Origin of the sequence: Bacillus cereus group sp. BceL291, from assembly GCF_051776705.1 — a bacterium.
GTDB lineage: Bacteria > Bacillota > Bacilli > Bacillales > Bacillaceae_G > Bacillus_A > Bacillus_A cereus.
The window spans coordinates 1-25,410 of sequence record NZ_JBPWAP010000015.1; the positions used below are offsets into that span (position 1 = coordinate 1).

Sequence of the window (25,410 nt, forward strand, 5' to 3'; positions counted from 1 at the left end):
CCTAATATTAAGAAAAAACATTCAATTTCTTTATATTCTATCACGAATATAAAGAAAGGATGGCATTTTTTACTTTTGGGGATAGTTAACACTTTTAAGTTGATGGGCATGCTACACCCCCCTCAATTGTAGTTTTCTTTATGCTAGTTATGATATGGATGCAGTGGACAATATTTGTCTACTGCTTTTTTTGTTTCTATAAGATTGAATATTCTGTGTTATGTAGTTGATTCATTTATAATAAATGGTAACATTTATTGTGCATACAAAATATGATCGTGAAATTAAGAATAAATTAGTGGAAAGGAGTGAAGGAATGTTTCATACAAACCGTTTACAAATTCGTAAATATACAATGGATGATTTACAGTTCTACGCTTCACTATGGGGAAACGAAAAAGTAATGCGCTATATTGGAAACGGGAAGTTAAAAACATATATGCAATGTAAAAAAAGTTTGGAGGAGTGGGTAATTCCTAGCTATAAAAACGGCCTCGGTTTATTTGTATTAATTGAAAAGGAAACGGGAATACGGATTGGTCATGCAGGATTAGTAAAGCAGCAGATAGATGGAAAAGAGGAAATTGAAATTGGTTATTGGTTATTACCTCAGTATTGGGGAAAAGGCTATGCGAAAGAAGCAGCGGCAGCATTTCGAGACTATGGCTTCCAAGCGTTAAGAATGAATAAATTGATTTCTCTTATTAATCCGGATCACCCCGCCTCAATCTTTGTTGCTAGAAAAACGGGGCTTAGTTATGAGAAAACAACTTCATTTCATGGGATGGATGTTCTCGTTTATTCCATTAGGCGCGTTGGATGAAAAAAGGTTAATTGCATTTTTTGAAGAATGGTATATAAAAATAAAGGGGGGATTACATGTACATTTATCATAATGGACTTATTATTCGTGAGGGAACGAATGGTGTACCTGCATATGCAATTAAGACTTTATTTGAAGATGCCGGTTGGAGCAATGATAATATCCCTTCTTGGCAAATTGAAAAATTCACGATAGCATTTGAAAATTCAACATGGGCATTCACAATTTGGGATGAAGAAGAGATGATTGCCATGGTTAGAGTCGTTTCTGATGGAATCATGGTCGCGAACATAGTAAATTTAGTTGTGAAATGTGAATATAGAGGGAAGGGATTAGGTAAGAAACTTGTCGCTCTTTGCTTGCAAAAGCTACCACATGGTGACTGGTTTGCACATACTTCTGCGAACAATTTTGATTTTTATAGAAGCTGTGGATTTGAAGTTAGAGAGCTATCGAGAAATGGAACATGTGCGTATTATGGATATCAAGTCGCGAAAAGAGATGGTCACCGATAAATGAATGAAAAGTAAAAGTTTAGCGAGGTAATTTTGAGGATTTGATAATAGAGAATGGATTGAGGCACATTTTATGATAAAATAAAAGAAAATTCTGTTTATTATTAGGGGGATAAAAATGAGTATAAAAGTTGGGGATGTATTTAAATATGAAAGAAGATTTACTGAGGAAGAGGTGTTTGAATTTGCAAATATTACCGGAGATAAAGGTAGACACCATGTGGAATATGATGAAAATGGAAGATTAATGGTCCATGGTTTATTGACTGCTAGCATTGGAACGAAAGTAGGCGAAGAATTACATTACATAGCAAGAGAATTAGTAAGTGAGTTTATTAGACCAGTTTTCACAGGAGATACGATCACTTGTGAATTAACTTTAACAAATGTTGAGCAAATGGAAGGCTATAAAAAAGTTTCAATCGAGTCAGTTTATCGCAATCAACACGAAAAGACTGTACTAGTGGGGACAAGTTATGGAATTATAAGGGGATAAAAAAGAAGCCTGTTTAGCAGGCTTCTTTTTTATTATTTAGTAAACACGTTTTCGATTTTCCGCATAACTAGAGATGAGTAGTAATGCAGTTTCTTCTCCTATATTACGAACAATATGAGGAACGCATGCATTCCATGAGAAAGAATCACCTTCTTCTACAATTGCAATATCTTCACCGTGCTGAACTTCTAGTTTTCCGCGTAATACAAGGTGACATTCTTCCCCTTCATGGGCATTTGGTGAGTTTTCTTTCGGGAATCCAGTAGGGATTTCTACTAAAGATAGGCGAAGGCCCCCTTGCTCCGCAACATGTTCAATTCTTTGCTCATCTTTGCCGTATACACTGTATTTCCGTTCTTCTTTTTTGACAATTTTTAATCGATCTTTTTGCTCTAACAATAAATAGGGAAGGGGAACGTTTAAAAAATTGGAGATCGTTTCTAAAGTTGAGATAGATGGTGATGTTTTATTATTTTCAACCTGACTCATAAATCCTTTAGAAAGACCTGTTCCCTCACAAATTTGTGCGATTGTTATGCCCCTACGTTGACGAATTTCACGTATTGCAGAACCAATATTCATAAAATCAAGCTCCTTTTTGTAAACAACTATTTGTATCATAGCAAAAAAAATATATTTTTTCCCAGTGAAAATGAATTGACGAATAAAAAAAATTAGTGTATGTTTTGTAATGTAAATAAAAGTTTTGTATAAGAAAACTATAAAGGAGAGAAAGAAATGAATCAACATATTGGTAACTTAATTATTCGTATCGTGTTAGGGGTAACATTCTTCATGCACGGTTTAACAAAATTCCAATCAGGAATTGACAATATTGCAGGGTGGTTTACAAGCATTGGTTTACCAGGAGGACTTGCATACGGTGTAGCAACATTTGAATTAGTTGGAGGCCTATTATTAATTCTAGGTTTAGGTGTAAGATATATTGGATTATTATTTGCACTTGTTATGGTTGGAGCAATCGTAAAAGTGAAATGGTCAGCTGGTTTATTGGGAGATGGAAAAAATCCTGGTTTCGAATTAGAACTTGCATTATTAGCAATGGGTGCATACTTATTTGTTGCAAAAGCTGATGGTTTTGTAGATAATTTCTTAAAAGAAAAAATGTCAAAGAAGAACTAATTTAAATGGGGGGCTAACAAGATGAGTTTTCAACTTCATCCCGATACAACACTGGATGTTGTTCATTTATACGTATCTAATGTAAAGAAATCACTAGAGTTTTATACGGAAGTACTAAGTATGAAGGTGCTAAAAGAAGAAAAAGCAGTCGTTACATTTGGGAATGAAAATGATGAACCACTTCTTATCATTGAAGAAAAGAAAGAAGCTTTTCCGAAGCAAAGAGGAAGAACAGGGTTATATCATTACGCAATTTTATTACCAAGTAGGCAGGATTTAGCGAATGTTCTTCGTCATCTTGTAGAAATGGTATATCCACTACATGGCGGGGCCGATCATTACTTTAGTGAAGCTCTTTATTTAGCTGATCCAGATGGAAACGGGATTGAAATTTATCATGATCGACAAAAAGAAGTTTGGCGTGATGAGAATGGAGAGCTCCCATTTGTTAGTAACCCGTTAGCTGGTGAAGAATTATTGCAGCAAGGAAGTACATGGAGTGGATTTCCAGCTGGTACTGTGATGGGGCATATTCATTTCCATGTAGCTAATTTAGAGGAAGCGAAACGTTTCTATGTTGATGGTCTTGGTTTTGAAGTAACAATCCCAGCTCGTAATGGAGCGTTGTTCGTATCAGCAGGTGGCTATCATCACCATATCGGTTTAAATACATGGCAAGGTGAAGGGGTACCACCGCAAATGCCAGGTTCTGTTGGTTTGAAATATTTCACAATTGTATTAGCGGATGAAAAACAAAAAGAGCAAGTATGTGAAAGCTTAAAAAATATTGGTAAGATTGCTACGTACAAAGATGGAATATTACAAGTCGAGGATCCATTTGGACATTGTATCCATTTCCAAATAAAAGGAGAAGCCTAAAAAGGCTTCTCTTTTTTATTTTCTTATAATTGCATTTTCGTTTTGTAAAAATAGTTCATCAAATTGTTTTGCAAGCTCAAAATCTAGTTTCGTTAAACCTTTTGCATTCCAAGATGACAAAGTAATAATAACTGCTTTATACTGGATAAGGATAAATGGATGGTGATTATGTTCTTCTGATAGTTTGGCGGCTTCAGAGACAAATTCGACTCCTTTTAAGTAGTCGGAAAACATATATTTTCGTTCAATCCATTTCTCATCTTTTACCATCCATTTATCTACCTTCAATAATTCCTCGTGAACTTCTTCTTCAGTTAATCTTAGCATCATTTTTCACATCCTTTATTGGAAGTAACGCAAGACCATTGTTAATAAGGCGTGTTACAGCTTCGTCAGTTGTGAAAGTAGAAAGTTGATGTAGTAATGCTGCAGATGTTTCATGCCCTTTGTTATGCTCTAAAAGTAACTCTAATACTTCAAGGCGCAGCAACCATTCTTTCGCATAAAATTTATTTAATACTTCTTGGATTGCTACTAATTGATCGATATGCGCGTCGTGTAAAATCCCCTCACTTCGAATATCTCGAACTGTTTGATACATACGCTCGAGTTCATTCAGTACAAGCGGAGCAGGAATTTCTTGAACTTCTTCATCCATTGGGAAAAATGCTGCTGCATCTGCGGCACCTGGGAATACTGAAGTGATTTGTGAGCCAACAGCCATATCAAATGCGCCCCATGAAGCATCAAATAAAACGCGGGCGTTATAAGTAACTGTGCAATCGATAAAGGAAATAAGAGCAATTTTCTTATCATTTTTCACAATATCTGTTACTGTTCCTTTTACATGAATACCACTTGCAAAAGTAAACTCAGCGATAGTTCCAATTTTAATTCCTAATGATTGTAGTTGTTCGTCTGTACAATTTTCTAATGCAATATTTTCAGTAAGTAATCCAATCGGTGTTCCAAATCCGTCACTGTGTACAGAAGTAGAATGATTCGCTAACTGTTTATTATGAAGCGCTAATGCCGTTGGCGAATTTGTTCGCATGTAAATTAATTCACCTGCATCGTTTTCAATTGTCTCGCTAAATGTACCTGTAATTTGTAATCCACTATTTAGCTCAGCTGTTGCATAGTTCTCAGAGCGAATTGCTTTTTCTAAACCTTCTTTTCCACCTGTTTTAAAGGCCATCGTTTTAGAAAATGTTTCAAGCGCATCTGTTAATTCTTCAAAGGATTCACAAACAAATAGTTGTGGTTGCATTTTTGTTACGTCATAAGTTGTCCCTGTACATGCTTCGATAGAAAATGGAACCTTTTCTACAGCGTCTGTTAAGCAATGTTTGCTTTCGCCAACAGAAGAAAGGAGACCAGCACCATATATCTTTGGATCATCTATATTTCCGATCAATCCATATTCTACTGTCCACCAGAAAAGACGTGAAATTTGTTCAGCTTCCGATAAACCAGAAACTAAGTTTTGTTTTTCAATTACAGCATTTTCAGCAGCCTTAACTTCATCAGGAGTAGAAGTAGGGCTTTCTTTTACTATCGTTAATGTACGAACAGCTTCAAATGCATCATGTTCTTCTTTTGTAGAGAAAGCTTTTGCACCAATTTGCCCAAAACGTTTCACATATTTTGCATATGTAGGATCAAGTAAAATCGGTGCGTGTCCTGCGGCTTCATGTACGATATCTGGAGCTGGTGTGTACTCGATATTTTCTACTTTCCGGATATCTGTTGCAATCGGTAGTAATCCGTGTCCTTGAAAATCGAAGAATGCTACGCCAGGAATAAGTCCGTCAATTGTTACAGCGCCCCAGCCGCTTGGTGCCAAACACTCATTCATTTCTTCTACTTTTGGAATTGCATCTATATTAATACCAGATGATTGTAGTCCGTTCACATAGGCTGGATGAGCAACGTCTTTTAAGAAGCTATGATTTTGTCTCATAATGTAACGCCACACAGCGTGATTCACCGGTGTGTATTGATCATAATGTTGTGTGGATACAAATGGTTTTAAATGCGATGGAATTTCTGTTTTCTTTGTCATTTAGACATCCTCCTTTTTTTCAATAAAATTGAATATCGATTTCGTATAGCTTGTATCACCCCCTTTCATTTTTTGTAAGCGCTTATAAAATTTTATCATAAGATTCGGAATTATTTAACATATGTTTCTGTGATAAATAGAAAAAGCCCCTATCGGAAAATCCGATAGGGGCGAAAGAATCGCGGTACCACCCTATTTGTAAGTGAAAATATACTTACATCTCAATTAATGATAACGGAAAAATTCCGTCTTTTCCTCCATGCATAAAAGCACTACGAAAAAGAAGCTCCAGAATTGTAATTCATACTTATATATGTGCTAATTTCCACCGACCATTAGCTCTCTGTAACAGGGATATAAGATACTACTGCGATTCTTTCAACGCGTATATATGAAATTGTGTAAGAGGATGGATGCAAAAAAGTCCCTATCGGAAAATCCGATAGGGACGATAAAAATCGCGGTACCACCCTATTTGTAAACAACTAATTGTTTACCACTCACTTTACGATAACGGAAAGATCCGTCTTTCTCTTCATGCATAAAAAGCATTACGGGAAAGAAGCTCCAGAATTGTAATTCACGCTTGTATATGTACTGATTCGCACCAACCATCAGTTCTCTGGGACAGTGATATAAGTCGCTACTAGCATTCCTTCAAAGCCGATATATAATTCGTTAAACTAAACTATGTTTTGTATTATAAAACTATATTAAAAAAATTGTCAACAAAAATTTTTTATCCCGTGTTAATGAGCAGTAAAATTCCTACCTCAAAATTCGGTGGGAGAATAATTGCCCGTAACCCCCGATTGGTGAAGGCTAATAATCAGTGGGGATGAACAAAATCTCTACTGATTAAGGCTTCACTTTATTTCACTTCTAAATTAACAGTTAAATTAGAGGTATTGCCAGCTGCATCAGTTGCTACAATGTGAATAGTATTTTTTTCTTCGTGTAATTGAGTGCGATCGAAATAAATGTCATAGCTTTTCTCCCAAGGGTTCAGGAATGCCTGTTCCCATACACCATTTCCGTTAATTTCATATTGCATTCTCACTGGAATACCAGGTGCTTTTTTTAGCTCAGCATGATAAGACTGAGCATTACTATTTTGTAAATCTGGAGCATGCTGAATATTACTTTGAGCAGCGAGAGGTGCATGTTGCAATTCTACAATTACTGATATTTCTTTTGTTGTTTTCGTTTCAACATTTTGAGCAATTTTATGTTCTCCCCACTGTTCAATCGTTGTTTTTAATTGTGGACTAAATTGCTTCTCCTTTTGTAGTGATTCAGCATGAGCGCTTAAAGCTCCAAAACTAGAAAAGACAAGCGCCATGCTTAATAGTGTAGATGTAGTTTTTTTCATTGATACTCCCCCTAATAAAAAGTGCCAATATTCAGAAATTAAATCTTACATTTTAGTTATAACTTATAAATATAAATGTTGGCTAAACTATACTTTCGACATAATTCATACCAATCCTCTATGAATTGAAAATTTCTTGGGAAATTTTTTCTGATTATGTCGAATCGATATTTTTCACATATTGTAGGAAGAAAGTGAGGAATGCTATGAGGGAAATGGAGTGATGGTATGAAAAGGCTAATAGTAAGTGGTAGTGTAGTGTTGTTTATGTTTTTGTGTTCTATCACTATTACTAGCGCAGAAAATAATAGTGTGAAAGTTGCTTTTATTCGTCATCATAACCTTTGGATTAAAGTTGAGGGGAAAGAAAAACAACTTACAAAAGGAGAGAACATAACAGGGCCAAAGTGGTCACATGATGGAGAATGGCTGGCATATGTAAAAGGGAAGAAACAAAATATTCTTGAGTTATATCGGCTGAAAGATGGAAAGAAAGTTACGCCGTTTCACTCAGAAGCATCGAATTATCAATGGTCACCAACAGAAAATATAATTGCATTTATATTTACAGGTACATTAAATACATTTGATGTAGAAAAAAAGAATGCAGATTTTGAAAATGTATCGGCTGGTGTAGGGGATTATGCATGGTACCCCGATGGAAAGAACTTTCTTGTATCCTCTGAAGCGCACTTACTTCCAACAGGATGGACAGGGGCTCAGCTATATGAAGTGCAAAAAGATGCACATATGAATCCTCACAAAATGAAGCATTTGTATGCATTGCCAAATGAACATGATGATTTCCTAGCGCTAGTAGCAAGTGGCTTTAAGTGGTCACCAGATCAAAAGTGGATTTCATTTTTAGCAGTACCGACAGCTTCATGGTCAGCTGATAGTAATACGCTTTGCTTAGTTCGTGCAGATGGCAGTCGGTTTGAAAAAGTAGATCAAATGTTACTAAACGCACAATGGTTTCAATGGGCACCATCAAAAAATATATTAGCTTATATTGAAGGGAGCGGAAGAGTTGCATTAGAAAATAAGCATTTAAAAGTAAAGGAATTGCCAGCACTTCAGCAGAACATATTTACGCCGAAAGGATATGTTGATTGGGATTTTGTATGGAAGAACGATAGAGTAATTATCGTTTCACGAGCAAAGGAGGCAGGGATAGAAACTCCACCAGAAAAAAGGCCACTACCATCTTTGTATGAGGTCGATAGTACAAGTAATGCACAGCATCAAATCACAAAGAAAAAGAACAAGCAAGGGGATTACCACCCGATCTTCATGAAGAAGAGTAATCAATTAATTTGGATACGTTCAGACCGTAAGAAAGCGGATGTATGGCTTGCTCATAAAGATGGGAAACAGGAAAAGAAGTGGATTGAAAATATAGATGTACCAGCGTGGTATTATGAGAAATGGAATTGGGAAAATGTCATCTCGGTAAAATAACAATAAAAAACTGCCTAAAAGATCATTTTAGGCAGTTTTTTATTGTTATTTATGCGTTTTATTTGGCTTTTTTTTCGCTGGGTTTCCGTTCCCTTGGCGCTTTCTATTTTGTTCATCTTTTGCTTGTTTTTCATGTAGTGTATCTAAAAATTCATTCGAGTTACTCATTTTTCTATCACTCCTTTCATTTCGTCCTAATTACTATAACCATTTAGGAGGATAATCATGAGTTAGAAGTTAGGCACTTAATTTTCTTTGATAATGTAAGTAAAATATTCCATACATAACAAATAGCATGAGTAAAACTTGTAACTCTACATTTTCCTTTAAAATAGCTGCGATAGGGTCTGGTAAGTACGGTGATTTATCGTTTGTGTTTAAACCTAACCATTTATTTAAGAGGCTAATGGTACAAAACATAAAAACACCGGACCAGCTTGCCGTAATTGCTTTTTGTTTAATTTTTGTTTCACGTTCATCATCTGTAATCCAAGGATTAGCAGTTTTATCCCGCATTAACGGGCAGTAAGACCCCCACCTCAAAATTCAGCGGAGGCAAAGAAGTTAGGTGGGGATCAACTGTCCGTAAAAGCCCGATTGGTTCAACTAATAATCCGTGGGGGATGAACAAAACCCCCACGGATTAAAGTTTCACTTTATCACTACTAAAAAATCCATTTATGTATCCCCATATAATCATTCCAATTAAGATGGTTATCCATTTCATATTTTTTGATTCACTTCTCCCTTGTAAAAAGTGTTTTACATATCAGTTTTTCATATAGCAGGAATAAAGTATAAGATAGGGAAGAAATATGTAAGAGGATTTCATAAAGAGAGGAGGAAGAGGATGAAAATCGTTTTTGTTCGGCATGGTGAAGGTGAACATACAACGGATTTACCAGAAAGTTTACAAGTGTTTGACCCACCATTGACGAGAGTAGGAAAGGCTCAAGCTAAATTACTTCAATGCAATGTGCCATTGCAAGAGACGGATATATTAATTGTTAGTCCTACACTTAGAACTTTGCAAACGGCGACAATATGGAGTGCGAAAGTTGCTTGTCAAAAACTAGTCCATCCATATGTATCCCCACGTATTTTTCCTTATCGAGAAGGAGCGAAAACATTACCGTGCGATTATATAGTAGATCAGGGAATGATAACAAAGTTATTTCCGCATTTTTCGATAGAGAAAAGCTCAAATAATCAGTTATGGAAGGAAGGTATAAACACTATTTCAGAGAATAGTTTTCAGCAAATAGTAGATGAATTTCTTCTTTGGTGTTATGAACTGGGTGCTGAAAGAATTTGCATTGTATCTCACGATGGAACAATTACAGCATATAGGCAATATTTACAGAAAGTCGTTTTAACTAGATCAGATTTTTTGAAAGAAACGGGCATATATGAAATGGATTTATCCCATAAAATTCTGATTGATAAGGGCTGATTATAGGATGGGGGTTGTATGTTGAATATTGCATTAGTAGTTGGTTTTAATTCGGATTTAGAAGCGCAATCAATTCGAGCATCTCTTGAATATTTTGGTGCAAGGGTTGTGACATATTGGATTGGTAGGCCGAAAGATTTTGTGGAAGTTCTTTCTGGAAAGAACTTATTTAACAATATTAATTATATTATTTTTTGCTTTCATGGTGAAGAAGGGAAGTTTGTCATGGAAGAGTTAGGCGAAGAAGTATATGAACAAGATGAACCGAGAGGGGATTTTGGTACAGAAGAAATTTATAAATATGCAAAATTGCATAATACACATATTGTAAATAGCGGGTGCACGTTAGGGGAGCAAAATCTAGCAAAATCTTTTTTACATAGTGGTGCGAAATCATATATTGGATCGATTGATTATGTAGATGGAAATGCAGCACTTATGTTTACTATACGCTTATTTTATGGGGTTATTAACCATGGGAAAACGTTAGAAGAAGCGTTTCAAGAAGCGAGTTTAATTGATGAGGAGACACATACATTTCGATTCTATAATTAGTGTGAAACACGTTTATTCTATATTCGAATAAACGTGTTTCACATTTAACTCACATTTTTTTTACATTTTTTTCAATGAAAATGGTTATCACTTGTGGTATGATATGTTCAAGTTTTTACAGGTAATAAAAGTTACTATATAAACGTTAGTTTTTAATGTTTCATACGCATGTCACAGATTATTCATAATTAACGTTTGAAAAATAAGTAACTAATGTTATTATATTATCTGTAACTAACTTAATTACAACTTTAGGAGGAAGATATGGTTATTCAATTTTTAAGAGAAAACAAAGCAGTTTCTTTTGCATTAGCAGTAATTCGAGTATATCTTGGTTACACATGGTTAATGGCTGGAATCGGTAAACTACAAGGAAAAGGATTCGATGCAACAGGTTATTTGCAAGGGGCAATTGAAAAATCTAAAGGTGCACAACCGGCTGTTCAATCTTGGTGGGCATCATTCTTACAAGAATTTGCAATTCCAAATGTAGATTTGTTTAATACACTTGTAACATGGGGAGAAATTTTAGTCGGAATTGGTTTAATTGTAGGCTGTTTAACAAAAACAGCGGTCTTTTTTGGTCTTGTAATGAACTTTTCCTATATGTTTAGTGGGTCAATTGGTGTGAACCCTGAGATGGTTATCTTATCTATGTTTGTTCTTGTTTCCGGTATGAACGCTGGGAAATTTGGAATGGATGGCTTCGTTATCCCGAAAGTATTAGGGTCAAAAACTCCAAAACGCCAAAAGCAAGCTGCTTAATATATGAAAACGGGTATCTCATTTTGAGATACCCGTTTATGTTATTTTTCAACTTTAATCGGATTGTTCTTAAAGAAATCTTTTACATACCCGACAAATTCTTGTGGTTCTTGGCGAAATGGTGCATGATAACCTTTTTCAATAATATGTAAAGTGCTATTTTTTAAGAATTGATGATACGTTTCTCCTTCTTTCCAGGAAACGCTACTATCATTTCTGCCCCATATAATTAAAGTTGGCTGTTTTATTTCATTTGCATTAATTTTAAGACGTCTAGGCCATAATTTCATTTTATTATAATGCTCTTCATCATTACGTTTGAATTTCACTTTGCTTTCATCATAATCTGTAATAGAAGAAACGGCATTTAAATCAGTCGACAATTGTGGTTTTGGTGAGCCTTGTTTATTAACGAATGTATGAGGGCCACCTGTAGCATCAGTTAAAATAAGGTGAGTAACTGCTTCAGGATATAAATATGTTAAATTTAGAGAAATTTCTCCCCCCATGGAATGCCCCAGTATTGCGAATGAATCATACCCTAGTTTTTTCATTAATTTATAATACAAATTTGCATGAGTTGGAAAAGAATAATAAAAATCCATTGGCTTAGATGAGCGCCCGAATCCTAAAGCATCTACAGAAATAATTGTATGATCTTTTGCTAAATCGGAGTAAATCTTTTGAAAACCATCTGATGACCCTCCAAAGCCATGAATCATAAGTAAAGGTGGTTTTTCATTACCAATCTTTTTAAAGTAAATGGTTTGACCATCTATTTCTACCATTTTTTCCTCGGTAGCTAGTTTCGCTGTAATTGTATTTTTAACTTGTTTTACTTGTTCTACTGGCTTTTCTGCTGCACTACATCCTACTAATAGTGTAAGAGTAAGACAACCTACCATAAAATAGCTAAATCGCTTCAATTAGGTGTCTCCTTTCTAACATAACGCTGTATCTATCATAGCAAATAGCATATTACGATTTCCAGGAAGTTGGCTACCATTTTTTATCATAAGAGGTGAAAGGAGCGTTTCTTGGAAATTTTCTGTTTGAAGAAATTGACGAAATGTAAATTGTGAGTGTGGAACATCAATTCGTACTATACCATTCCAACATTCACATATCTTTTTTAATAATTGGATAGCATCTTCTTCTTGCTGGGCGATAAGTGGATTGATACATAATATATTGCCCTTTTGTATGCATAATGAAAAAGCTTCTATACAGTTATTTCTTTCAATTTTAAAAGAGTGTACGGCCCTTGGTAATAGCAAAGAGTAAAGTAGAGAACGATTCATACCAGTTGCAATTTGATCCAGAGAAGTAACAGGTATAAGGTCTTCTTCTTGTACTTGTTGTAAGTGAGAAGGGTACGTCTTAATAGTTTGCTTTTCAAAACGATGAATCGTTGTTGCTGTTTGAAATCCGCATGATGTGTATAGAGGTTCGCCAGCTTTTGTCGCAATAAGTGCAATGGGTTGTTTTGGATGAATTTGTTCCAAGCAATGATTTAGCAACATGCGCCCTATTCCGCGTCCTTGAAAATTAGGGTGAACGATTAACATACCAATGGAAGCGAAGTTACTTGTAAAGGGAAATACTCCTCCAGTCGCAATGAGTTTGTTTTCATGAATGTAACCTACAAGTGTGCCGATAGAAAGATACATTTCGAATTGTTTTTTCATAAAAATTTCATCGTGTAACCATCCAACAGATTTGCAAAGATTAAGTAATTCAAAAATAAAAGATTCATTTAGCTTTACTATTTTCATAAAGGCTCACCGCATTTCTATTTATTTTCATAAACATAGAGTCAAAATGTAAAAAAAGAGATTTACGTTAAATGAAATCCAACTTGTTTATATTTAAATTGTAAAGGGCGGAATGATTGATACAAAAAGACAAACTTATACAAATTATAACTGATATTTACATAAGTTAACAAAAAATTTACATACAGCTAATTTTCTCTTAATAGTCTTCCATTAAATTTGATAGTGGGAAATGAATAACCTAATTAGGGGGACAAGACAGTGAAAAAGTTTGTGAAAAAAGCATGGCCATTTGCAGTTGTGGCATCATTAGCAGTTACTTCGGTAGCAACATGGAATTTTACTCGTTCTAGTGAGGTTAATGCAGATGAGAACGGAAGCAATGCAAAGATTAAAAATGTTATCGTATTAATTGGGGATGGTATGGGTCCTTCATATATGACGGCTCACCGTTATATGAAAGATAATCCAAAAACCTTTGAAATGGAATCTACAGAATTTGATAAGCATCTTGTAGGAACACAAAAAACATACCCAGAAGATGAACATGAAAATATTACAGACTCTGCATCGGCAGCAACAGCTATGTCAGCAGGAATTAAAACATATAATGCTGCAATTGCAGTTGATAATGATAAAGCGGAAGTGAAAACAGTTCTTGAGCAAGCGAAAGAAAAAGGGAAATCAACGGGACTCGTTGCAACTTCTGAAATTACACATGCAACACCAGCTGCTTTCGGTGCGCATGACATTAGCCGTAAAAATATGGACGCAATTGCAAATGATTATTTTGATGAGAAAATTAAAGGGAAGCATAAGGTAGATGTTATGCTTGGCGGCGGCGTAAAGAACTTTGTTAGAAAAGATCGTAATCTTACAGAAGAGTTTAAGAAATCTGGTTATAGCTATGTAACGGATCGAGATCAATTGTTAAATGATAAAAATGATCAAATTCTTGGTTTATTTGCACCAGGTGGATTAGATAAAATGATTGACCGCAATGAGAAAACACCTTCATTAGAAGAAATGACTAATGCAGCAATTGAGCGTTTGAACAAAAATAAAAATGGTTTCTTCTTAATGGTGGAAGGAAGTCAAATCGACTGGGCTGGACATGATAATGATATTGTTGGTGCAATGAGTGAAATGGAAGACTTCGAAAAAGCTTTCAAAGCAGCGATTGAGTTTGCGAAAAAAGATAAAAATACGTTAGTTGTTGCAACGGCAGATCACGCTACTGGTGGCTTATCTTTAGGTGCCAATGGCGAGTATAACTTTAAAGTAGATCCAATTAAAGCTGCAAAACGCACACCAGACTTTATGGCAAATGAGATTGCAAAAGGTGCAAATGTAGAAGAAACATTGAAAAAGTATATTGATTTACAATTAACTCCAGAAGAAATTCAAGCTGTAAATGATATAGCTCCGTCAAAAGATGTAACAAAGATTGATAATGCAATTGAAGATATTTTCAATAAGCGCTCGGTTACAGGCTGGACAACAGGTGGACATACAGGGGAAGATGTGAACGTGTATGCATTTGGTCCAGGTAAATACTTGTTCTCTGGCGTTCAAGAGAATACAAATATAGCGAAACGTGTCTTTGATATTGTTGGTGGCGGTGATCCGAATAAAGGAAGACGCTAATTAAGAGCGAAAGTGAGGCGAACTGCCTCGCTTTTCTTTTTAGGAGTTGGAAATATGAAAAAAATATTTGCGAAATTAAGATTCCTTCTAGCATTTGTAGTATTACTAGTTGGATGTCAACAAGAAGAGAATAATGTAGCACAAAAATCTACTACTAAAAAAACTGAGGAAAAGGTACAAATAACAAAAGAAGAAGAGAAATCTATTCAAGATGTTATTCATACATTTGTGCGAACGACCAATGAAAAAAATCTTGCAGAACATATGGAGTTATTTTCAAAGAAGATGCCTAGTGCTGAAGACTTAAAAACACAAAAAGAAGCCGCATTTCAAAAGGGAAATAAGAAAATTGAATTGGAACATATAGATATGAAAGTTAGTAAAGTAGGGTATGTTATTGTTGAAACGAAAGAAAAGGAAGTAGACGACAGTATTACTCTTCAAAAGAAAGTACAGTATGCCCTTGGAAAAGAAGAGGATAAATGGAAGATTGAAGAGGTTCGAACAATAGAGAAAAAATAACGTGAAACTTTAATAAGTGTGGAGTCGTACTTCCCAAAAATGATAGAAAAAAGGTTCTCATTGGCGAGAACCTTTTTTTATAGTGGTAGCATAATTTGATTTGAACATGCCTCAATATCATCAATATCTTGACGAATTGTGGCCATTTTATTATCCAGATCTTCAGCTTTCATTGCTGCATCATGTAGTTCATCTTTTAAATACTCCGGTATTTTCCCTTCATATTTATAATAAAGTTTGTGTTCTAAACTTGCCCAAAAGTCCATTGCCAGTGTACGTAACTGAATTTCTGCAAATACATCTTTTGTACCAGAATTTAGTGATAAAGGGTATTTAATGATCATGTGTAAACTTTTATATCCGTTTCGTTTTGGGTTAGCGATATAATCTTTTACTTCTATGACTTCCATATCTTCGCGTTTTTGAATGACTTCTTTCAAATGATAGATATCTTCTACGAAGCAACATGTAATACGAATACCAATAATATCTTGTAAATGTGTTTGAGCATTTTCAACTGTTGGTAATAAGCTTTTGCGCTCTAGTTTTTTAATAATACTTTCAGGTTGTTTTAGTCTTGTTTTTATATGTTCAAACGGGTTGTAATCCTCTAGAAATTGAGCTTCCCGGTTCATAATTTCAAATTTAGTTTTTAACTCTTCTAAAGCAAATGTATATGGTAATACAAAAGCTTTCCAGTAGTTAACTGTTGATTGATTATATTCCATTTATATACACACCTTTTCCTATTTGCAAGTGAGGTCGTTATTATACTAAATACCAAATCATATAAGCGCAAGCAGCAAATGATGAGATCATAAAGCGATATTTAGTTTTCATACTTTCAACTCCTTTCGAGTAAGATTTTATATAAATAAACGTGATTGTTAATAAGTTCACTATGTACAGTTTCTATAGTAATAGATTCGTGTGAATTTCGTATGAACTAATTGTTTCAGCTTTTTGTCTTTTTTGCTGTTAATCATAATTATTATTCGGATTTAAAGTGTTTTTATTTGATTTATCTATTTGTATAAATTAATGTATATTTAAATTTACAGTTATCGAGGAGGATATATGGTGAACTTTGAAGAATTAGCAATTGCTAGACGTTCTGCAATGAAATTTATACAAGGTATAGAAATCCCTGATGAGGATTTTAAAAAAATATTTGAGTTAACTAAGCTTTCTCCATCTTGCTATAATTTGCAGCACACACATTATGTTGTAATTCGTGATCAAGAGCGAAAAGAAAGATTAAAAGAATTAGCTTTCGGTCAATATAAAGTATCGAGTGCATCAGCGGTAGTGCTCGTTTGTGGTGATAAAAAAGCATACCAAAATGTTGAAAATATTTACTTCGGTATGAAAGTTTTAAAAATGATTGATGAATGTGAATATGAAGATACAATTAGGCAAACGAAAGGTTTATATGAAGGAAAAGGAGAGCGTTTCATGGAGGATGAAGCGATTAGAAATGCTTCGTTAAGCGCGATGACTTTTATGTACGCAGCTAAATATTATGGCTATGATACATGTCCAATGATTGGTTTCGATGAAAAAGCAGTACAAAGTGAATTAAATATGCCGGAGCATATAGTACCTGTTTTAATGATTACGATAGGAAAAAGTGATACGACTAAAACTCGCCCACGAGGATATCGAAAGCCGATTAGTGAGTTTGTTACATACGAATCGTTTTAATAAAGTGAAACTTTTAATCAGTGGGGGTCTTACTGCCCGTTAATGCGGGAGAAAATTTATTTAACTATAAAAACAAGGGGATTCTAAAGGGAATCTTCTTGTTTTTGCAATTGACAAATGGAATGAAGTTTTATAATATATAAATCGTAATCATTACGTTTTAGTTGCGATTTTTGAAAGAAAGGAGAATTAAATATGCGTGTAAATATTACATTAGCTTGTACGGAGTGCGGTGATCGTAATTACATTTCTAAAAAAAATAAACGAAACAATCCAGAACGCATCGAATTAAAAAAATATTGTCCACGATTAAAGCGAGTAACGTTACATCGTGAAACGAAGTAGAAGACTAGAGATATCTCTAGTCTTTTTTTATAGTTCTTTGGTTTTGTTTGTTATAATTACCTTAAATTGTAATAAAGGGAGCGGTATGATGAATTAAAAAGATAAAGAAAGAAAAGAGCAAGTGGCTCATATTATTAATATTCCAGATGAATATAGTCTTGTTGTAGATGATCAAGAAGGGGGTGATGACCCGTATCATCTATTATGGTGGGAGCATAAAGAGGATCAGGAGAGAACGATACAAATTACATTGAATAGACATACTGGTAATTTAATTGAATTTAGGATAGATGATGAAAATCCTTTTTCAAGTGGCAAGGAAGCGATAGAGGAGAAGAAGGCAAGAGAGATTGCAAATGCGTTCTTGAAAAAATATACAAAAGAAGGATATGAATTCTATACATATGTAACGGTTAAGGACGACAGGCGCGGTTGGAAAGAAGTAAATTATATGCAAGAAGTGAATAGCTATCCATTGCCGAATACAGGGTGCGTTGTGCGAGTGCACTCTTCAGGTAATGTTGTGCATTTTCATTACAATGGACAAAAAGCTATAGAGAAAAAACCGTTATGGCCAAGTGAAATTGTTGAGGAGAATATCGTTTTAGAAAATTTGAAAGCTAGACAAGATATGAGACTTGTATTTATAGATTTAACATACTCTTCATGTGAGTATGAAAACGTGGAAGAAGTAAAAGGGTACCATCTTGTATATGAACCAGAGCCTAGTCATGCGTTTATTGATGCAAGTACAGGTAAAGATTTATTTGGACCAGATTATTATAAATTGCCTTCGGCTGTAGCTGTTGAAAAATCGAAAAAAGGTAACGAACGAGGTGAAGTATTCGAATTATTTGACTGGAATAAAGAAGGTTTTACAAAAGTAGATGAGACAGAAAATGATGATGAAATAAGGATGAAATTTGTTCCGAAAGAGGAATTACAAAAACAGAAAGAAGAAAAGAATCCATATTTAATGAATGAATTCTTTAAAAAGCATTTACCGATGTTGAAATATAATAATTTAGTTAGCGTTACAATTGATAAATTAACCAATGAATTAACTGGTTTTATAAAACTGACAGATGATAAAGAAGTAAAGCAAATACTGTCTAGAGAGGAATGTTTACAAAGAGCACTTCAATTTTTAGAACGAGTTATTCCAGATATCACACAATATCTGCGTCTTTGGGAGGAACGTGAAGAAGCAGAAGATGGGATTGAAAGATTTATCTTTTCTGTATATATAAATGATATTCCGGCAGAGTATAACCAATTTATGATTAACATCAATGCAGAAAATGGTGCTGTTATGCACTACTCGGGAGAGTCTAGCAACTTTATAAAAGAATTGCTCACATATGAAATAACACCAAAAGTAACTAAAGAAAAAGCGTTAGAAATATACAGAGAGGCTATCCGAGTTAAATTAGAATGGTTTTTAGATCATGATGCAGAGGAAACGAAATACAAACTACTTTACAAACAAACGACAGATGAAAAACATAAAGAACCTTTTAATTGTAGGCGGGAAATTCGTTATATTGATGCCCAAGCGGGGAGAAAGATTTGGAGTAAGTAAAATAAAAGAGTTATTTTTCAAAGAAAATAACTCTTTTTATTTTTATACTTTGCCTGTTCGTTTTTCAAAAGTAAATGTGATAGGAAGATTGGAATAAGAACTATCACTTTTAAATATTACTTTCCATTCTTTAGTATGGGCTTTAATTTCAAAATTAAGAAGATTCATCGCTCTACGTTTATCTATTTCTAAAAACATATTATGAATCTCTGGTTCTTGCTGTAAATTAAGAGCCTTTAGTGTGACTGTAAATGTGAAAAAATTCTGTCCTTCATATACTATTTTTGATATTTTTGTTTTTTGTTTATTTAACAGCACATAAAAACGGTCTGATGGAGTTAATTGTACAGAGTCATCAGTAATTTCATTTTCGCTATTATGAAGTTCAACTAAGTAAGATGTACTATGGGAAGAATCTTTTTTGCTTGTAATCTGTAATTCAGTAGGAATCATCGGTATTTCATAAAAATCATTTCTTATTATGTTGTTGTAATCCTCTGAAAATTTACGAACTTCTTTTGGAAAAGAGTCATCTTGTGTACTTAAAAAAGTTTTGTTTTGCTTTGGAATTTTTTCACTAAAATTTAATGTTTCTTTAAAGTAATAATTGGATCCAGTTAAAAATAAACAACTACAGATTAATAAAAAAATTCGATACGGATTTTGAAAGTGAAAGAATAATAGTATACATGTAATAATTCCAATTACATAGAAAATAAAGATAAGTAGTTCTAGTTTTGAGTGAAAGGAGAAACCATAGTTATGAAAAAATTTTATTCCAGTTATAATTTGAGCTCCAAAAAATAAAGAAATTCCAAATTGAAAAAATAATAAATCAGGCCCTCTTTTAATAACAAAAGTAATGAACGAAATGAAAAGTAAAAATACCCCTAAATAAATTGTTACATTTAATAATCGTTCTAATGTAATCATGAATAGTGTCCCCTTTAATAGCATATTCATATATAAATAACAATTTTATTTAATTATAATATAACGATAAAATATTTTAAATGTTAGAAGTGTTGAGTTTTATAAATAAACTGTACAGACACAAACAACCTCACGCCCACATACACATAATAAAGACCACTATTTTGGCGGAGGTGAAAGGTTTGAGTCTATTCGCCGCAATTGGATATATGGTTCGAGAAGTGTTTGTCTTTGTTTCTTATGTGAAGAACAATGCGTTCCCGCAGCCGTTATCATCAGATGATGAGAGAAAGTACTTAGAGTTAATGGAGCAAGGTGATGCTCAAGCGAGAAATCTTTTAATTGAACATAATTTACGGCTTGTAGCTCATATCGTTAAAAAATTTGAGAACACAGGAGAAGATGCAGAAGATTTAATTTCAATTGGTACAATCGGGCTCATTAAAGCGATCGAGAGCTATTCTGCAGGAAAGGGAACGAAGCTTGCGACGTATGCAGCACGCTGTATTGAAAATGAAATTTTGATGCATTTACGTGTACTAAAGAAAACGAAAAAAGATGTTTCACTTCATGATCCGATCGGGCAAGATAAAGAGGGCAATGAAATATCGCTTATTGATATATTAAAATCAGAGTCTGAAGATGTAATTGATATGATTCAGCTTAGTATGGAGTTAGAAAAAATTAAAGAGTATATCGATATTTTAGACGAAAGAGAAAAAGAAGTGATTGTGAAACGTTTTGGACTTGGGCTAGATAAGGAGAAAACACAGCGGGAAATCGCTAAGGCGCTTGGTATTTCTAGAAGCTACGTATCACGGATTGAAAAGCGTGCTTTAATGAAAATGTTCCACGAGTTTGTAAGGGCAGAGAAAGAGAAAAAAGCGAAAGAGTAAAGTGTATTAGAAGCAGCCATATTTAAAATGGGCTGCTTTTTTTATTGTAAATAAGAAAAGAAAACGCGTTATGCTAAGAAGAAATACATGTTCACTGTTGAAAATGACGGATTCTATCTGTAATATTAGAAGGTGCTAAATAATTTAAGAATAATACCATACTTAGTTTTCTGTATATATAATAAGGCTGCTTTATATGATATGTGGGAATAAGAACCAATTTTACATATGATATAGAAAGAAAAGAAGGGAAAACTAAAGTTATAGACTGATTAGGGGGTTTCGCAATTTGCGACGTACATTATATCGACTTATGATAGAACTTACAAATGGTCGCTTTACTTCTTATATATTACGTAAATTTGCACAATCTCGTTTGAGCTCTATCATTATTCCATCGTACGCGAAAGTTTTTCAAATTAATCAAGATGAGATGGAAAAGGGTTTGAAGGAATATAGAACATTGCATGAATTATTTACGCGTAAGCTAAAAGAAGGAAAGCGTAGTATTGATACAGATGCATCGAGTATCGTTAGTCCTGTTGATGGTGTTTTTGCAGATCATGGTCCTATTGAGGATACAAAAACATTTGATATTAAAGGAAAGCGCTATTCAATCGTGGATATGCTAGGTAATGAAGAACGTGCAACGCGATATGCAGGCGGTACATATATGGTAATTTATTTGAGTCCAAGTCATTATCATCGCATTCATAGTCCGCTTTCTGGTTCTGTGACTGAAAGATTTGTACTCGGTAGAAAATCATATCCGGTAAATGCAGCTGGTATGGAATACGGGAAAGAACCACTGTCAAAAAATTATCGTTCTGTTACAGAAGTAAGCAGTGATGGCGAGCATATGGCTCTTGTAAAAGTAGGTGCTATGTTTGTTAATAGTATTGAGCTTTTGCATGAGAGAGACACTGTTCAAAAAGGTGAAGAAATGGCATACTTTACATTTGGTTCAACAGTTGTGTTATTGTTTGAAAAAGATATGATAGAAGTAGTGCAGGAATTAAAGAGTGGACAAGAGCTTCGTCTTGGTGAAAAAATAGCTACTCGCTTAGCTCATAAATAAAGAAAAGCTTTTATAACCGTAAGTAAGAGTTATGGGCAAAGATACTTAATGATGAAATCCCCTAGATGGGAGTACTTGTTTATTCGAGAGCCATCGTAGGATGGCTCTTTTTACAGGGCATCTAATAATTTATCCTTTAACTGTTTGATTGGTAAGGGCTGATTAAACTTTCACTTTATATGTAATCAAGATGATTTGACAAGCTTGTCCTCTAATGAGCGTCTAATGATTTCTTGTTTTATAAGTAAAATGAAGTCGGGATTTAATTTTAGTTCTTTTGCTTTATAATAAGACTCAGTGAGTAACTCAGTGGATAACTGTTCCATATGTTTTGTTTTCAAGGTGAGTCACCTCCTAATAATATAAGGATTGATTCGTTGATGCATTTAATGTACCAAAAAAATATGACAGTCACAAACGAGTGGTTATCCACATACCTAGGTGGATAAAGTGTGTATAGTTTGTTAGTAAATTCCAAATTAACTGCAAAATTAATGTGGAAAATGTGTACAATTTTATCCACAGGTTATATATCGAAAAATGTTGTCGAAAAATTTTATGAAAAATCCTCAAAGAGGTGAAAGAAATTGAAACTATTTTTACCAAATGAATATGTGAAAAATGTATATCATGTTCAACCAGAAGATTTAAAAAAACGTGGGATTAAAGGCGTTATTACTGACTTAGATAACACTTTAATTGAATGGGATCGTCCCAATGCAACGCCGCAACTTGAAAAATGGTTCTTGGAAATGAAAGAGCAAGGCATTCAAGTAACGGTCGTTTCAAATAATAATGAGCAACGTGTGAAAGATTTTGCTGATCCATTAGGTATTCCATTTATTCATAGTGCACGTAAACCATTTGTTCGCGCATTTAAGCGTGCGATACAAGAGATGCGTTTGCAGCCAGATGAAGTTGTAGTAATTGGAGATCAGTTACTGACTGACGTGCTTGGTGGAAACCGAGTAGGCCTTCATACAATTTTAGTTGTACCGGTAGCACAAACGGACGGATTAGTAACGCGCTTTAATCGAAAAATTGAACGAAGAATTATGAAAAATATGAAGAAAAAAGGTTTAATTAACTGGGAGGAATAAAGTTTGACTGAAACAATTAAATGTATTGGTTGCGGTGTAGAAATTCAAACAGAAAATAAAAACGAAGTGGGGTATGCTCCTGCCTCATCTTTAGAGAAAGAACAAGTCATTTGTCAACGTTGTTTTCGCTTGAAGCATTACAATGAAATTCAAGATGTATCGTTAACAGATGATGACTTCCTACGCATTTTAAATGGAATTGGAAAATCAGATGCATTAGTAGTCAAAATTGTAGATATTTTTGATTTTAATGGTAGCTGGTTACCTGGCTTACATCGTTTCGTAGGGAATAATAAAGTATTACTTGTTGGAAATAAAGCTGATTTAATTCCAAAGTCAGTAAAACATGATAAAGTAAAACATTGGATGCGCTATAGTGCAAAGCAGCTAGGATTAAAACCAGAAGATGTCTTTTTAATTAGTGCAGCGAAGGGACAAGGAATTGCTGAACTAGCAGATGCTATTGAGTATTATCGCGGCGGCAAAGATGTTTATGTTGTTGGATGTACGAATGTAGGAAAATCGACATTTATTAATCGTATGATTAAAGAATTTAGTGATGAGACTGAAAATGTAATTACAACATCTCATTTCCCAGGAACAACACTGGATTTAATTGATATTCCATTGGACGAAGAGTCTTCTTTATATGATACGCCAGGTATTATTAACCACCACCAAATGGCTCATTATGTTGGAAAGCAAAGCTTAAAGCTTATTACACCAACAAAAGAAATTAAGCCGATGGTATTCCAATTAAATGAAGAACAAACGTTATTCTTTAGTGGATTGGCACGTTTTGATTATGTAAGTGGTGGTCGTCGTGCATTTACTTGTCACTTCTCGAATCGCTTAACAATCCATCGTACAAAGCTTGAGAAAGCAGATGAATTATATAAAAATCATGCCGGGGATTTATTAAGCCCACCAACGCCAGAAGAATTAGCAAATATGCCTGAGCTAGTGAAATACGAATTTAATATTCGTGAACCTAAAACGGATGTTGTATTCTCTGGATTAGGATGGGTTACTGTGAACGAACCAGGAGCAAAAATTGTTGCACACGTACCAAAAGGAGTAAGTGTTTCACTACGTAAATCTTTAATTTAATATGGAGAGGGATTTATGAAACAATTATATGGTGTAATCGGAAATCCAATTGGACATTCATTATCACCCGTTATGCATAACGATGCATTTGAACACTTGAATATGGATGCCCATTATCATGCGTTCCTTGTTGAAGAGGAATTGCTAGGGGAAGCAGTAAGAGGTTTAAAAGCATTAGGTATTTCAGGATTTAATGTAACAACTCCGCACAAGGTTGCTATTATGGAGTATTTGGATGAGATTGACCCATTGGCAAGGAAAATCGGTGCAGTAAATACAGTGGTTCATAAGGATGGAAGATTAATTGGCTATAACACAGACGGGATTGGTTTTGTTCGAGCGCTGCAGTCAATTAGTAATGAACCACTTCAAGGGAAACGTATTTTGTTACTTGGTTCAGGTGGTGCTAGCCGAGCTATTTATTTTTCTCTTGCTGATGTAGGTGTAAAAGAGATTGATGTAGCCAATCGTACAGTAGATAAGGCGAAGGAACTTATTGCTGCACGTACGGCCGATGTTAATTCTGTTGCTTTGTCGTTAGAAAAAGCGACAGAAGAACAAGGAAATTATGATATTATCATTCAGACGACAACGATAGGTATGCATCCGCACGTAGAATATACGCCATTACAAATTTGTTCGTTAAAAAAAGGAACGATTGTATCAGATATAATTTATAATCCATTTGAAACGAAAATTTTATGTGAGGCAAAAGAGCAAGGTGCAATCATTCAAAATGGTATTGATATGTTTGTTTATCAAGGAGCACTTGCATTTGAAATGTGGACAGGACGCACCCCAAATATCGAGAGAATGAAACAATTAGTTATAGAAAAGCTTGGAGGCTAACATATATGTTAACAGGAAAACAAAAAAGATTTTTACGTGCACAAGCACATCATTTAACACCAATTTTTCAAGTAGGAAAAGGCGGAGTAAATGAAAATATGATTAAACAAATTGCAGATACTTTAGAAGCTCGTGAGTTATTTAAAGTAAGTGTATTACAAAACTGTGAATTTGATCGCCGTGAGGTTGCGGAAGAACTTGCAAAAGGTGCACGTGCTGAAATCGTTCAAGTAATTGGAAGCACAATCGTTTTATACAAAGAATCAAGAGAAAATAAACAAATTAAGCTTCCTCGATAAAAAGATTAGCATGCGCTATTTTTATCGCTGATGCGTAATGATG

At 34.4% G+C, this 25,410-nt stretch carries 29 protein-coding genes, 2 pseudogenes and 2 other annotated features; of the genes and pseudogenes, 20 read left to right on the forward strand and 11 right to left on the reverse strand.

Features of this window, described 5'->3' with window-relative positions; all coding sequences use genetic code 11:
* Window positions 1–244 precede the first annotated feature (244 nt).
* The 3 genes from ACS2CR_RS12130 to ACS2CR_RS12140 all read left to right on the forward strand — a co-directional run bounded on the left by ACS2CR_RS12130 (window position 245) and on the right by ACS2CR_RS12140 (window position 1,834).
* Entirely contained in the window at window positions 245–823 is a 579-nt protein-coding gene (locus ACS2CR_RS12130; protein ID WP_140159918.1) for a GNAT family N-acetyltransferase, read from the forward strand.
* Window positions 824–879: 56 nt separating this feature from the next.
* Window positions 880–1,338 carry a GNAT family N-acetyltransferase gene (locus ACS2CR_RS12135; RefSeq protein WP_000276118.1) on the forward strand — a complete coding sequence of 153 codons (459 nt, stop codon included), beginning with the start codon at window positions 880–882 and terminating at the stop codon, window positions 1,336–1,338.
* 118 nt (window positions 1,339–1,456) lie between these two features.
* Complete coding sequence (locus ACS2CR_RS12140) at window positions 1,457–1,834, forward strand: MaoC/PaaZ C-terminal domain-containing protein (RefSeq protein WP_000025015.1); 378 nt, start codon at window positions 1,457–1,459, stop codon at window positions 1,832–1,834.
* Window positions 1,835–1,870: 36 nt separating this feature from the next.
* Here the strand turns inward: ACS2CR_RS12140 and ACS2CR_RS12145 are convergent, their stop codons facing one another.
* Window positions 1,871–2,416, reverse strand: a complete 546-nt coding sequence (locus ACS2CR_RS12145) for a helix-turn-helix domain-containing protein (protein WP_001020693.1) — start codon at window positions 2,414–2,416, stop codon at window positions 1,871–1,873.
* A 156-nt stretch (window positions 2,417–2,572) separates the two neighbouring features.
* Between ACS2CR_RS12145 and ACS2CR_RS12150 the strand changes: the two genes are divergently transcribed.
* Window positions 2,573–2,977: a DoxX family protein gene (locus ACS2CR_RS12150; RefSeq protein ID WP_001071553.1), complete on the forward strand. Its 405-nt coding sequence runs from the start codon at window positions 2,573–2,575 to the stop codon at window positions 2,975–2,977.
* 21 nt (window positions 2,978–2,998) lie between these two features.
* Window positions 2,999–3,856, forward strand: coding sequence for a VOC family protein (locus ACS2CR_RS12155; RefSeq protein ID WP_053512764.1), 858 nt, complete (start codon window positions 2,999–3,001; stop codon window positions 3,854–3,856).
* A 15-nt stretch (window positions 3,857–3,871) separates the two neighbouring features.
* On the opposite strand, the gene ACS2CR_RS12160 is transcribed toward ACS2CR_RS12155, so the two are convergent.
* From ACS2CR_RS12160 to ACS2CR_RS12170, 3 genes and pseudogenes are all read right to left on the reverse strand, one after another.
* A complete protein-coding gene (locus ACS2CR_RS12160; protein WP_000979538.1) occupies window positions 3,872–4,186 on the reverse strand; it encodes a 4a-hydroxytetrahydrobiopterin dehydratase in 315 nt (104 codons plus the stop codon).
* Complete coding sequence (locus tag ACS2CR_RS12165) at window positions 4,167–5,921, reverse strand: aromatic amino acid hydroxylase (RefSeq protein WP_000163190.1); 1,755 nt, start codon at window positions 5,919–5,921, stop codon at window positions 4,167–4,169. The genes ACS2CR_RS12160 and ACS2CR_RS12165 overlap by 20 nt, the downstream gene beginning before the upstream one ends.
* A 163-nt stretch (window positions 5,922–6,084) precedes the next feature.
* Window positions 6,085–6,312, reverse strand: a binding site (T-box leader).
* Window positions 6,313–6,362: 50 nt separating this feature from the next.
* Window positions 6,363–6,591: a binding site (T-box leader), on the reverse strand.
* A gap of 402 nt (window positions 6,592–6,993) precedes the next feature.
* Window positions 6,994–7,293, reverse strand: a pseudogene (locus tag ACS2CR_RS12170) (hypothetical protein); the annotation flags it as partial.
* Window positions 7,294–7,521: 228 nt separating this feature from the next.
* On the opposite strand from ACS2CR_RS12170, the gene ACS2CR_RS12175 reads away from it, so the two are divergent.
* Entirely contained in the window at window positions 7,522–8,754 is a 1,233-nt protein-coding gene (locus tag ACS2CR_RS12175) for a TolB family protein (RefSeq protein ID WP_000825724.1), read from the forward strand.
* A 45-nt stretch (window positions 8,755–8,799) separates the two neighbouring features.
* On the opposite strand, the gene ACS2CR_RS12180 is transcribed toward ACS2CR_RS12175, so the two are convergent.
* Both ACS2CR_RS12180 and ACS2CR_RS12185 read right to left on the reverse strand, forming a co-directional pair.
* Complete coding sequence (locus ACS2CR_RS12180; protein ID WP_000071866.1) at window positions 8,800–8,922, reverse strand: DUF4023 domain-containing protein; 123 nt, start codon at window positions 8,920–8,922, stop codon at window positions 8,800–8,802.
* Between the two features lie 69 nt (window positions 8,923–8,991).
* Complete coding sequence (locus ACS2CR_RS12185; RefSeq protein WP_053512765.1) at window positions 8,992–9,270, reverse strand: hypothetical protein; 279 nt, start codon at window positions 9,268–9,270, stop codon at window positions 8,992–8,994.
* Window positions 9,271–9,604: 334 nt separating this feature from the next.
* Here ACS2CR_RS12185 and ACS2CR_RS12190 point away from each other — a divergent pair, with 334 nt between their 5' ends.
* The 3 genes from ACS2CR_RS12190 to ACS2CR_RS12200 all read left to right on the forward strand — a co-directional run bounded on the left by ACS2CR_RS12190 (window position 9,605) and on the right by ACS2CR_RS12200 (window position 11,527).
* Entirely contained in the window at window positions 9,605–10,207 is a 603-nt protein-coding gene (locus ACS2CR_RS12190; protein WP_000706245.1) for a histidine phosphatase family protein, read from the forward strand.
* 18 nt (window positions 10,208–10,225) lie between these two features.
* Window positions 10,226–10,762 (forward strand): hypothetical protein, encoded by a 537-nt coding sequence (locus ACS2CR_RS12195; RefSeq protein WP_000931928.1) that lies wholly within the window; start codon window positions 10,226–10,228, stop codon window positions 10,760–10,762.
* Between the two features lie 264 nt (window positions 10,763–11,026).
* Window positions 11,027–11,527, forward strand: coding sequence for a DoxX family protein (locus tag ACS2CR_RS12200; protein ID WP_000236592.1), 501 nt, complete (start codon window positions 11,027–11,029; stop codon window positions 11,525–11,527).
* A 41-nt stretch (window positions 11,528–11,568) separates the two neighbouring features.
* Here ACS2CR_RS12200 and ACS2CR_RS12205 read toward each other — a convergent pair whose 3' ends face one another.
* Together ACS2CR_RS12205 and ACS2CR_RS12210 are read right to left on the reverse strand one after the other, a co-directional pair.
* Complete coding sequence (locus ACS2CR_RS12205) at window positions 11,569–12,453, reverse strand: alpha/beta fold hydrolase (protein ID WP_000819810.1); 885 nt, start codon at window positions 12,451–12,453, stop codon at window positions 11,569–11,571.
* 15 nt (window positions 12,454–12,468) lie between these two features.
* On the reverse strand, window positions 12,469–13,302 hold the full coding sequence (locus ACS2CR_RS12210) for a GNAT family N-acetyltransferase (RefSeq protein WP_000706692.1): 834 nt from the start codon (window positions 13,300–13,302) through the stop codon (window positions 12,469–12,471).
* A 261-nt stretch (window positions 13,303–13,563) separates the two neighbouring features.
* Here ACS2CR_RS12210 and ACS2CR_RS12215 point away from each other — a divergent pair, with 261 nt between their 5' ends.
* Together ACS2CR_RS12215 and ACS2CR_RS12220 are read left to right on the forward strand one after the other, a co-directional pair.
* Entirely contained in the window at window positions 13,564–14,949 is a 1,386-nt protein-coding gene (locus ACS2CR_RS12215; protein ID WP_000714912.1) for an alkaline phosphatase, read from the forward strand.
* A gap of 54 nt (window positions 14,950–15,003) precedes the next feature.
* A complete protein-coding gene (locus tag ACS2CR_RS12220; protein ID WP_000717905.1) occupies window positions 15,004–15,471 on the forward strand; it encodes a hypothetical protein in 468 nt (155 codons plus the stop codon).
* A gap of 77 nt (window positions 15,472–15,548) precedes the next feature.
* Here ACS2CR_RS12220 and ACS2CR_RS12225 read toward each other — a convergent pair whose 3' ends face one another.
* Window positions 15,549–16,199, reverse strand: a complete 651-nt coding sequence (locus ACS2CR_RS12225; protein WP_000456230.1) for a GTP pyrophosphokinase — start codon at window positions 16,197–16,199, stop codon at window positions 15,549–15,551.
* A gap of 349 nt (window positions 16,200–16,548) precedes the next feature.
* On the opposite strand from ACS2CR_RS12225, the gene ACS2CR_RS12230 reads away from it, so the two are divergent.
* The 3 genes and pseudogenes from ACS2CR_RS12230 to ACS2CR_RS12240 form a co-directional block, all read left to right on the forward strand.
* Window positions 16,549–17,175, forward strand: coding sequence for a nitroreductase family protein (locus ACS2CR_RS12230; RefSeq protein WP_000245978.1), 627 nt, complete (start codon window positions 16,549–16,551; stop codon window positions 17,173–17,175).
* 195 nt (window positions 17,176–17,370) lie between these two features.
* Window positions 17,371–17,520, forward strand: coding sequence for a 50S ribosomal protein L33 (gene rpmG / locus ACS2CR_RS12235; protein ID WP_001265617.1), 150 nt, complete (start codon window positions 17,371–17,373; stop codon window positions 17,518–17,520).
* Window positions 17,521–17,617: 97 nt separating this feature from the next.
* Window positions 17,618–19,102: pseudogene (locus ACS2CR_RS12240) on the forward strand (YcdB/YcdC domain-containing protein); the annotation flags it as partial.
* A gap of 42 nt (window positions 19,103–19,144) precedes the next feature.
* Here the strand turns inward: ACS2CR_RS12240 and ACS2CR_RS12245 are convergent.
* Complete coding sequence (locus ACS2CR_RS12245; protein WP_081003140.1) at window positions 19,145–20,065, reverse strand: hypothetical protein; 921 nt, start codon at window positions 20,063–20,065, stop codon at window positions 19,145–19,147.
* A 152-nt stretch (window positions 20,066–20,217) separates the two neighbouring features.
* On the opposite strand from ACS2CR_RS12245, the gene sigK reads away from it, so the two are divergent.
* Both sigK and ACS2CR_RS12255 read left to right on the forward strand, forming a co-directional pair.
* The gene (gene sigK, locus ACS2CR_RS12250; RefSeq protein ID WP_000051382.1) at window positions 20,218–20,931 is read left to right on the forward strand and encodes an RNA polymerase sporulation sigma factor SigK; all 714 of its coding nucleotides are present in this window, start codon (window positions 20,218–20,220) and stop codon (window positions 20,929–20,931) included.
* Between the two features lie 289 nt (window positions 20,932–21,220).
* On the forward strand, window positions 21,221–22,009 hold the full coding sequence (locus ACS2CR_RS12255) for a phosphatidylserine decarboxylase (RefSeq protein ID WP_001255000.1): 789 nt from the start codon (window positions 21,221–21,223) through the stop codon (window positions 22,007–22,009).
* Window positions 22,010–22,194: 185 nt separating this feature from the next.
* On the opposite strand, the gene ACS2CR_RS12260 is transcribed toward ACS2CR_RS12255, so the two are convergent.
* Complete coding sequence (locus ACS2CR_RS12260; protein ID WP_000850094.1) at window positions 22,195–22,350, reverse strand: sporulation histidine kinase inhibitor Sda; 156 nt, start codon at window positions 22,348–22,350, stop codon at window positions 22,195–22,197.
* A gap of 246 nt (window positions 22,351–22,596) precedes the next feature.
* Between ACS2CR_RS12260 and ACS2CR_RS12265 the strand changes: the two genes are divergently transcribed.
* The 4 genes from ACS2CR_RS12265 to yhbY are packed head-to-tail and all read left to right on the forward strand — an operon-like array spanning window position 22,597 to window position 25,367.
* Window positions 22,597–23,109: a YqeG family HAD IIIA-type phosphatase gene (locus tag ACS2CR_RS12265; RefSeq protein ID WP_000765314.1), complete on the forward strand. Its 513-nt coding sequence runs from the start codon at window positions 22,597–22,599 to the stop codon at window positions 23,107–23,109.
* Between the two features lie 3 nt (window positions 23,110–23,112).
* Window positions 23,113–24,219, forward strand: a complete 1,107-nt coding sequence (gene yqeH / locus ACS2CR_RS12270; protein WP_000140799.1) for a ribosome biogenesis GTPase YqeH — start codon at window positions 23,113–23,115, stop codon at window positions 24,217–24,219.
* A gap of 15 nt (window positions 24,220–24,234) precedes the next feature.
* On the forward strand, window positions 24,235–25,068 hold the full coding sequence (gene aroE / locus ACS2CR_RS12275; RefSeq protein ID WP_000812077.1) for a shikimate dehydrogenase: 834 nt from the start codon (window positions 24,235–24,237) through the stop codon (window positions 25,066–25,068).
* Window positions 25,069–25,073: 5 nt separating this feature from the next.
* Entirely contained in the window at window positions 25,074–25,367 is a 294-nt protein-coding gene (gene yhbY / locus ACS2CR_RS12280) for a ribosome assembly RNA-binding protein YhbY (protein ID WP_000955224.1), read from the forward strand.
* Window positions 25,368–25,410: the final 43 nt, after the last annotated feature.

Excerpts from the sequence above, each read along its gene's own strand:
- ACS2CR_RS12135 (WP_000276118.1), top strand. The coding sequence starts at position 880 with ATGTACATTTATCATAATGGACTTATTATTCGTGAGGGAACGAATGGT.
- ACS2CR_RS12225 (WP_000456230.1), bottom strand. The coding sequence starts at position 16,199 with ATGGAATATAATCAATCAACAGTTAACTACTGGAAAGCTTTTGTATTA.
- rpmG (WP_001265617.1), top strand. The coding sequence starts at position 17,371 with ATGCGTGTAAATATTACATTAGCTTGTACGGAGTGCGGTGATCGTAAT.
- ACS2CR_RS12130 (WP_140159918.1), top strand. The coding sequence starts at position 245 with ATGGTAACATTTATTGTGCATACAAAATATGATCGTGAAATTAAGAAT.
- yhbY (WP_000955224.1), top strand. The coding sequence starts at position 25,074 with ATGTTAACAGGAAAACAAAAAAGATTTTTACGTGCACAAGCACATCAT.
- ACS2CR_RS12160 (WP_000979538.1), bottom strand. The coding sequence starts at position 4,186 with ATGATGCTAAGATTAACTGAAGAAGAAGTTCACGAGGAATTATTGAAG.
- ACS2CR_RS12245 (WP_081003140.1), bottom strand. The coding sequence starts at position 20,065 with ATGAATATGCTATTAAAGGGGACACTATTCATGATTACATTAGAACGA.
- ACS2CR_RS12150 (WP_001071553.1), top strand. The coding sequence starts at position 2,573 with ATGAATCAACATATTGGTAACTTAATTATTCGTATCGTGTTAGGGGTA.
- ACS2CR_RS12185 (WP_053512765.1), bottom strand. The coding sequence starts at position 9,270 with ATGCGGGATAAAACTGCTAATCCTTGGATTACAGATGATGAACGTGAA.
- ACS2CR_RS12230 (WP_000245978.1), top strand. The coding sequence starts at position 16,549 with ATGGTGAACTTTGAAGAATTAGCAATTGCTAGACGTTCTGCAATGAAA.
- ACS2CR_RS12140 (WP_000025015.1), top strand. The coding sequence starts at position 1,457 with ATGAGTATAAAAGTTGGGGATGTATTTAAATATGAAAGAAGATTTACT.
- aroE (WP_000812077.1), top strand. The coding sequence starts at position 24,235 with ATGAAACAATTATATGGTGTAATCGGAAATCCAATTGGACATTCATTA.
- ACS2CR_RS12165 (WP_000163190.1), bottom strand. The coding sequence starts at position 5,921 with ATGACAAAGAAAACAGAAATTCCATCGCATTTAAAACCATTTGTATCC.
- ACS2CR_RS12145 (WP_001020693.1), bottom strand. The coding sequence starts at position 2,416 with ATGAATATTGGTTCTGCAATACGTGAAATTCGTCAACGTAGGGGCATA.
- ACS2CR_RS12200 (WP_000236592.1), top strand. The coding sequence starts at position 11,027 with ATGGTTATTCAATTTTTAAGAGAAAACAAAGCAGTTTCTTTTGCATTA.
- ACS2CR_RS12155 (WP_053512764.1), top strand. The coding sequence starts at position 2,999 with ATGAGTTTTCAACTTCATCCCGATACAACACTGGATGTTGTTCATTTA.
- ACS2CR_RS12175 (WP_000825724.1), top strand. The coding sequence starts at position 7,522 with ATGAAAAGGCTAATAGTAAGTGGTAGTGTAGTGTTGTTTATGTTTTTG.
- ACS2CR_RS12210 (WP_000706692.1), bottom strand. The coding sequence starts at position 13,302 with ATGAAAATAGTAAAGCTAAATGAATCTTTTATTTTTGAATTACTTAAT.
- ACS2CR_RS12195 (WP_000931928.1), top strand. The coding sequence starts at position 10,226 with ATGTTGAATATTGCATTAGTAGTTGGTTTTAATTCGGATTTAGAAGCG.
- ACS2CR_RS12180 (WP_000071866.1), bottom strand. The coding sequence starts at position 8,922 with ATGAGTAACTCGAATGAATTTTTAGATACACTACATGAAAAACAAGCA.
- ACS2CR_RS12190 (WP_000706245.1), top strand. The coding sequence starts at position 9,605 with ATGAAAATCGTTTTTGTTCGGCATGGTGAAGGTGAACATACAACGGAT.
- ACS2CR_RS12220 (WP_000717905.1), top strand. The coding sequence starts at position 15,004 with ATGAAAAAAATATTTGCGAAATTAAGATTCCTTCTAGCATTTGTAGTA.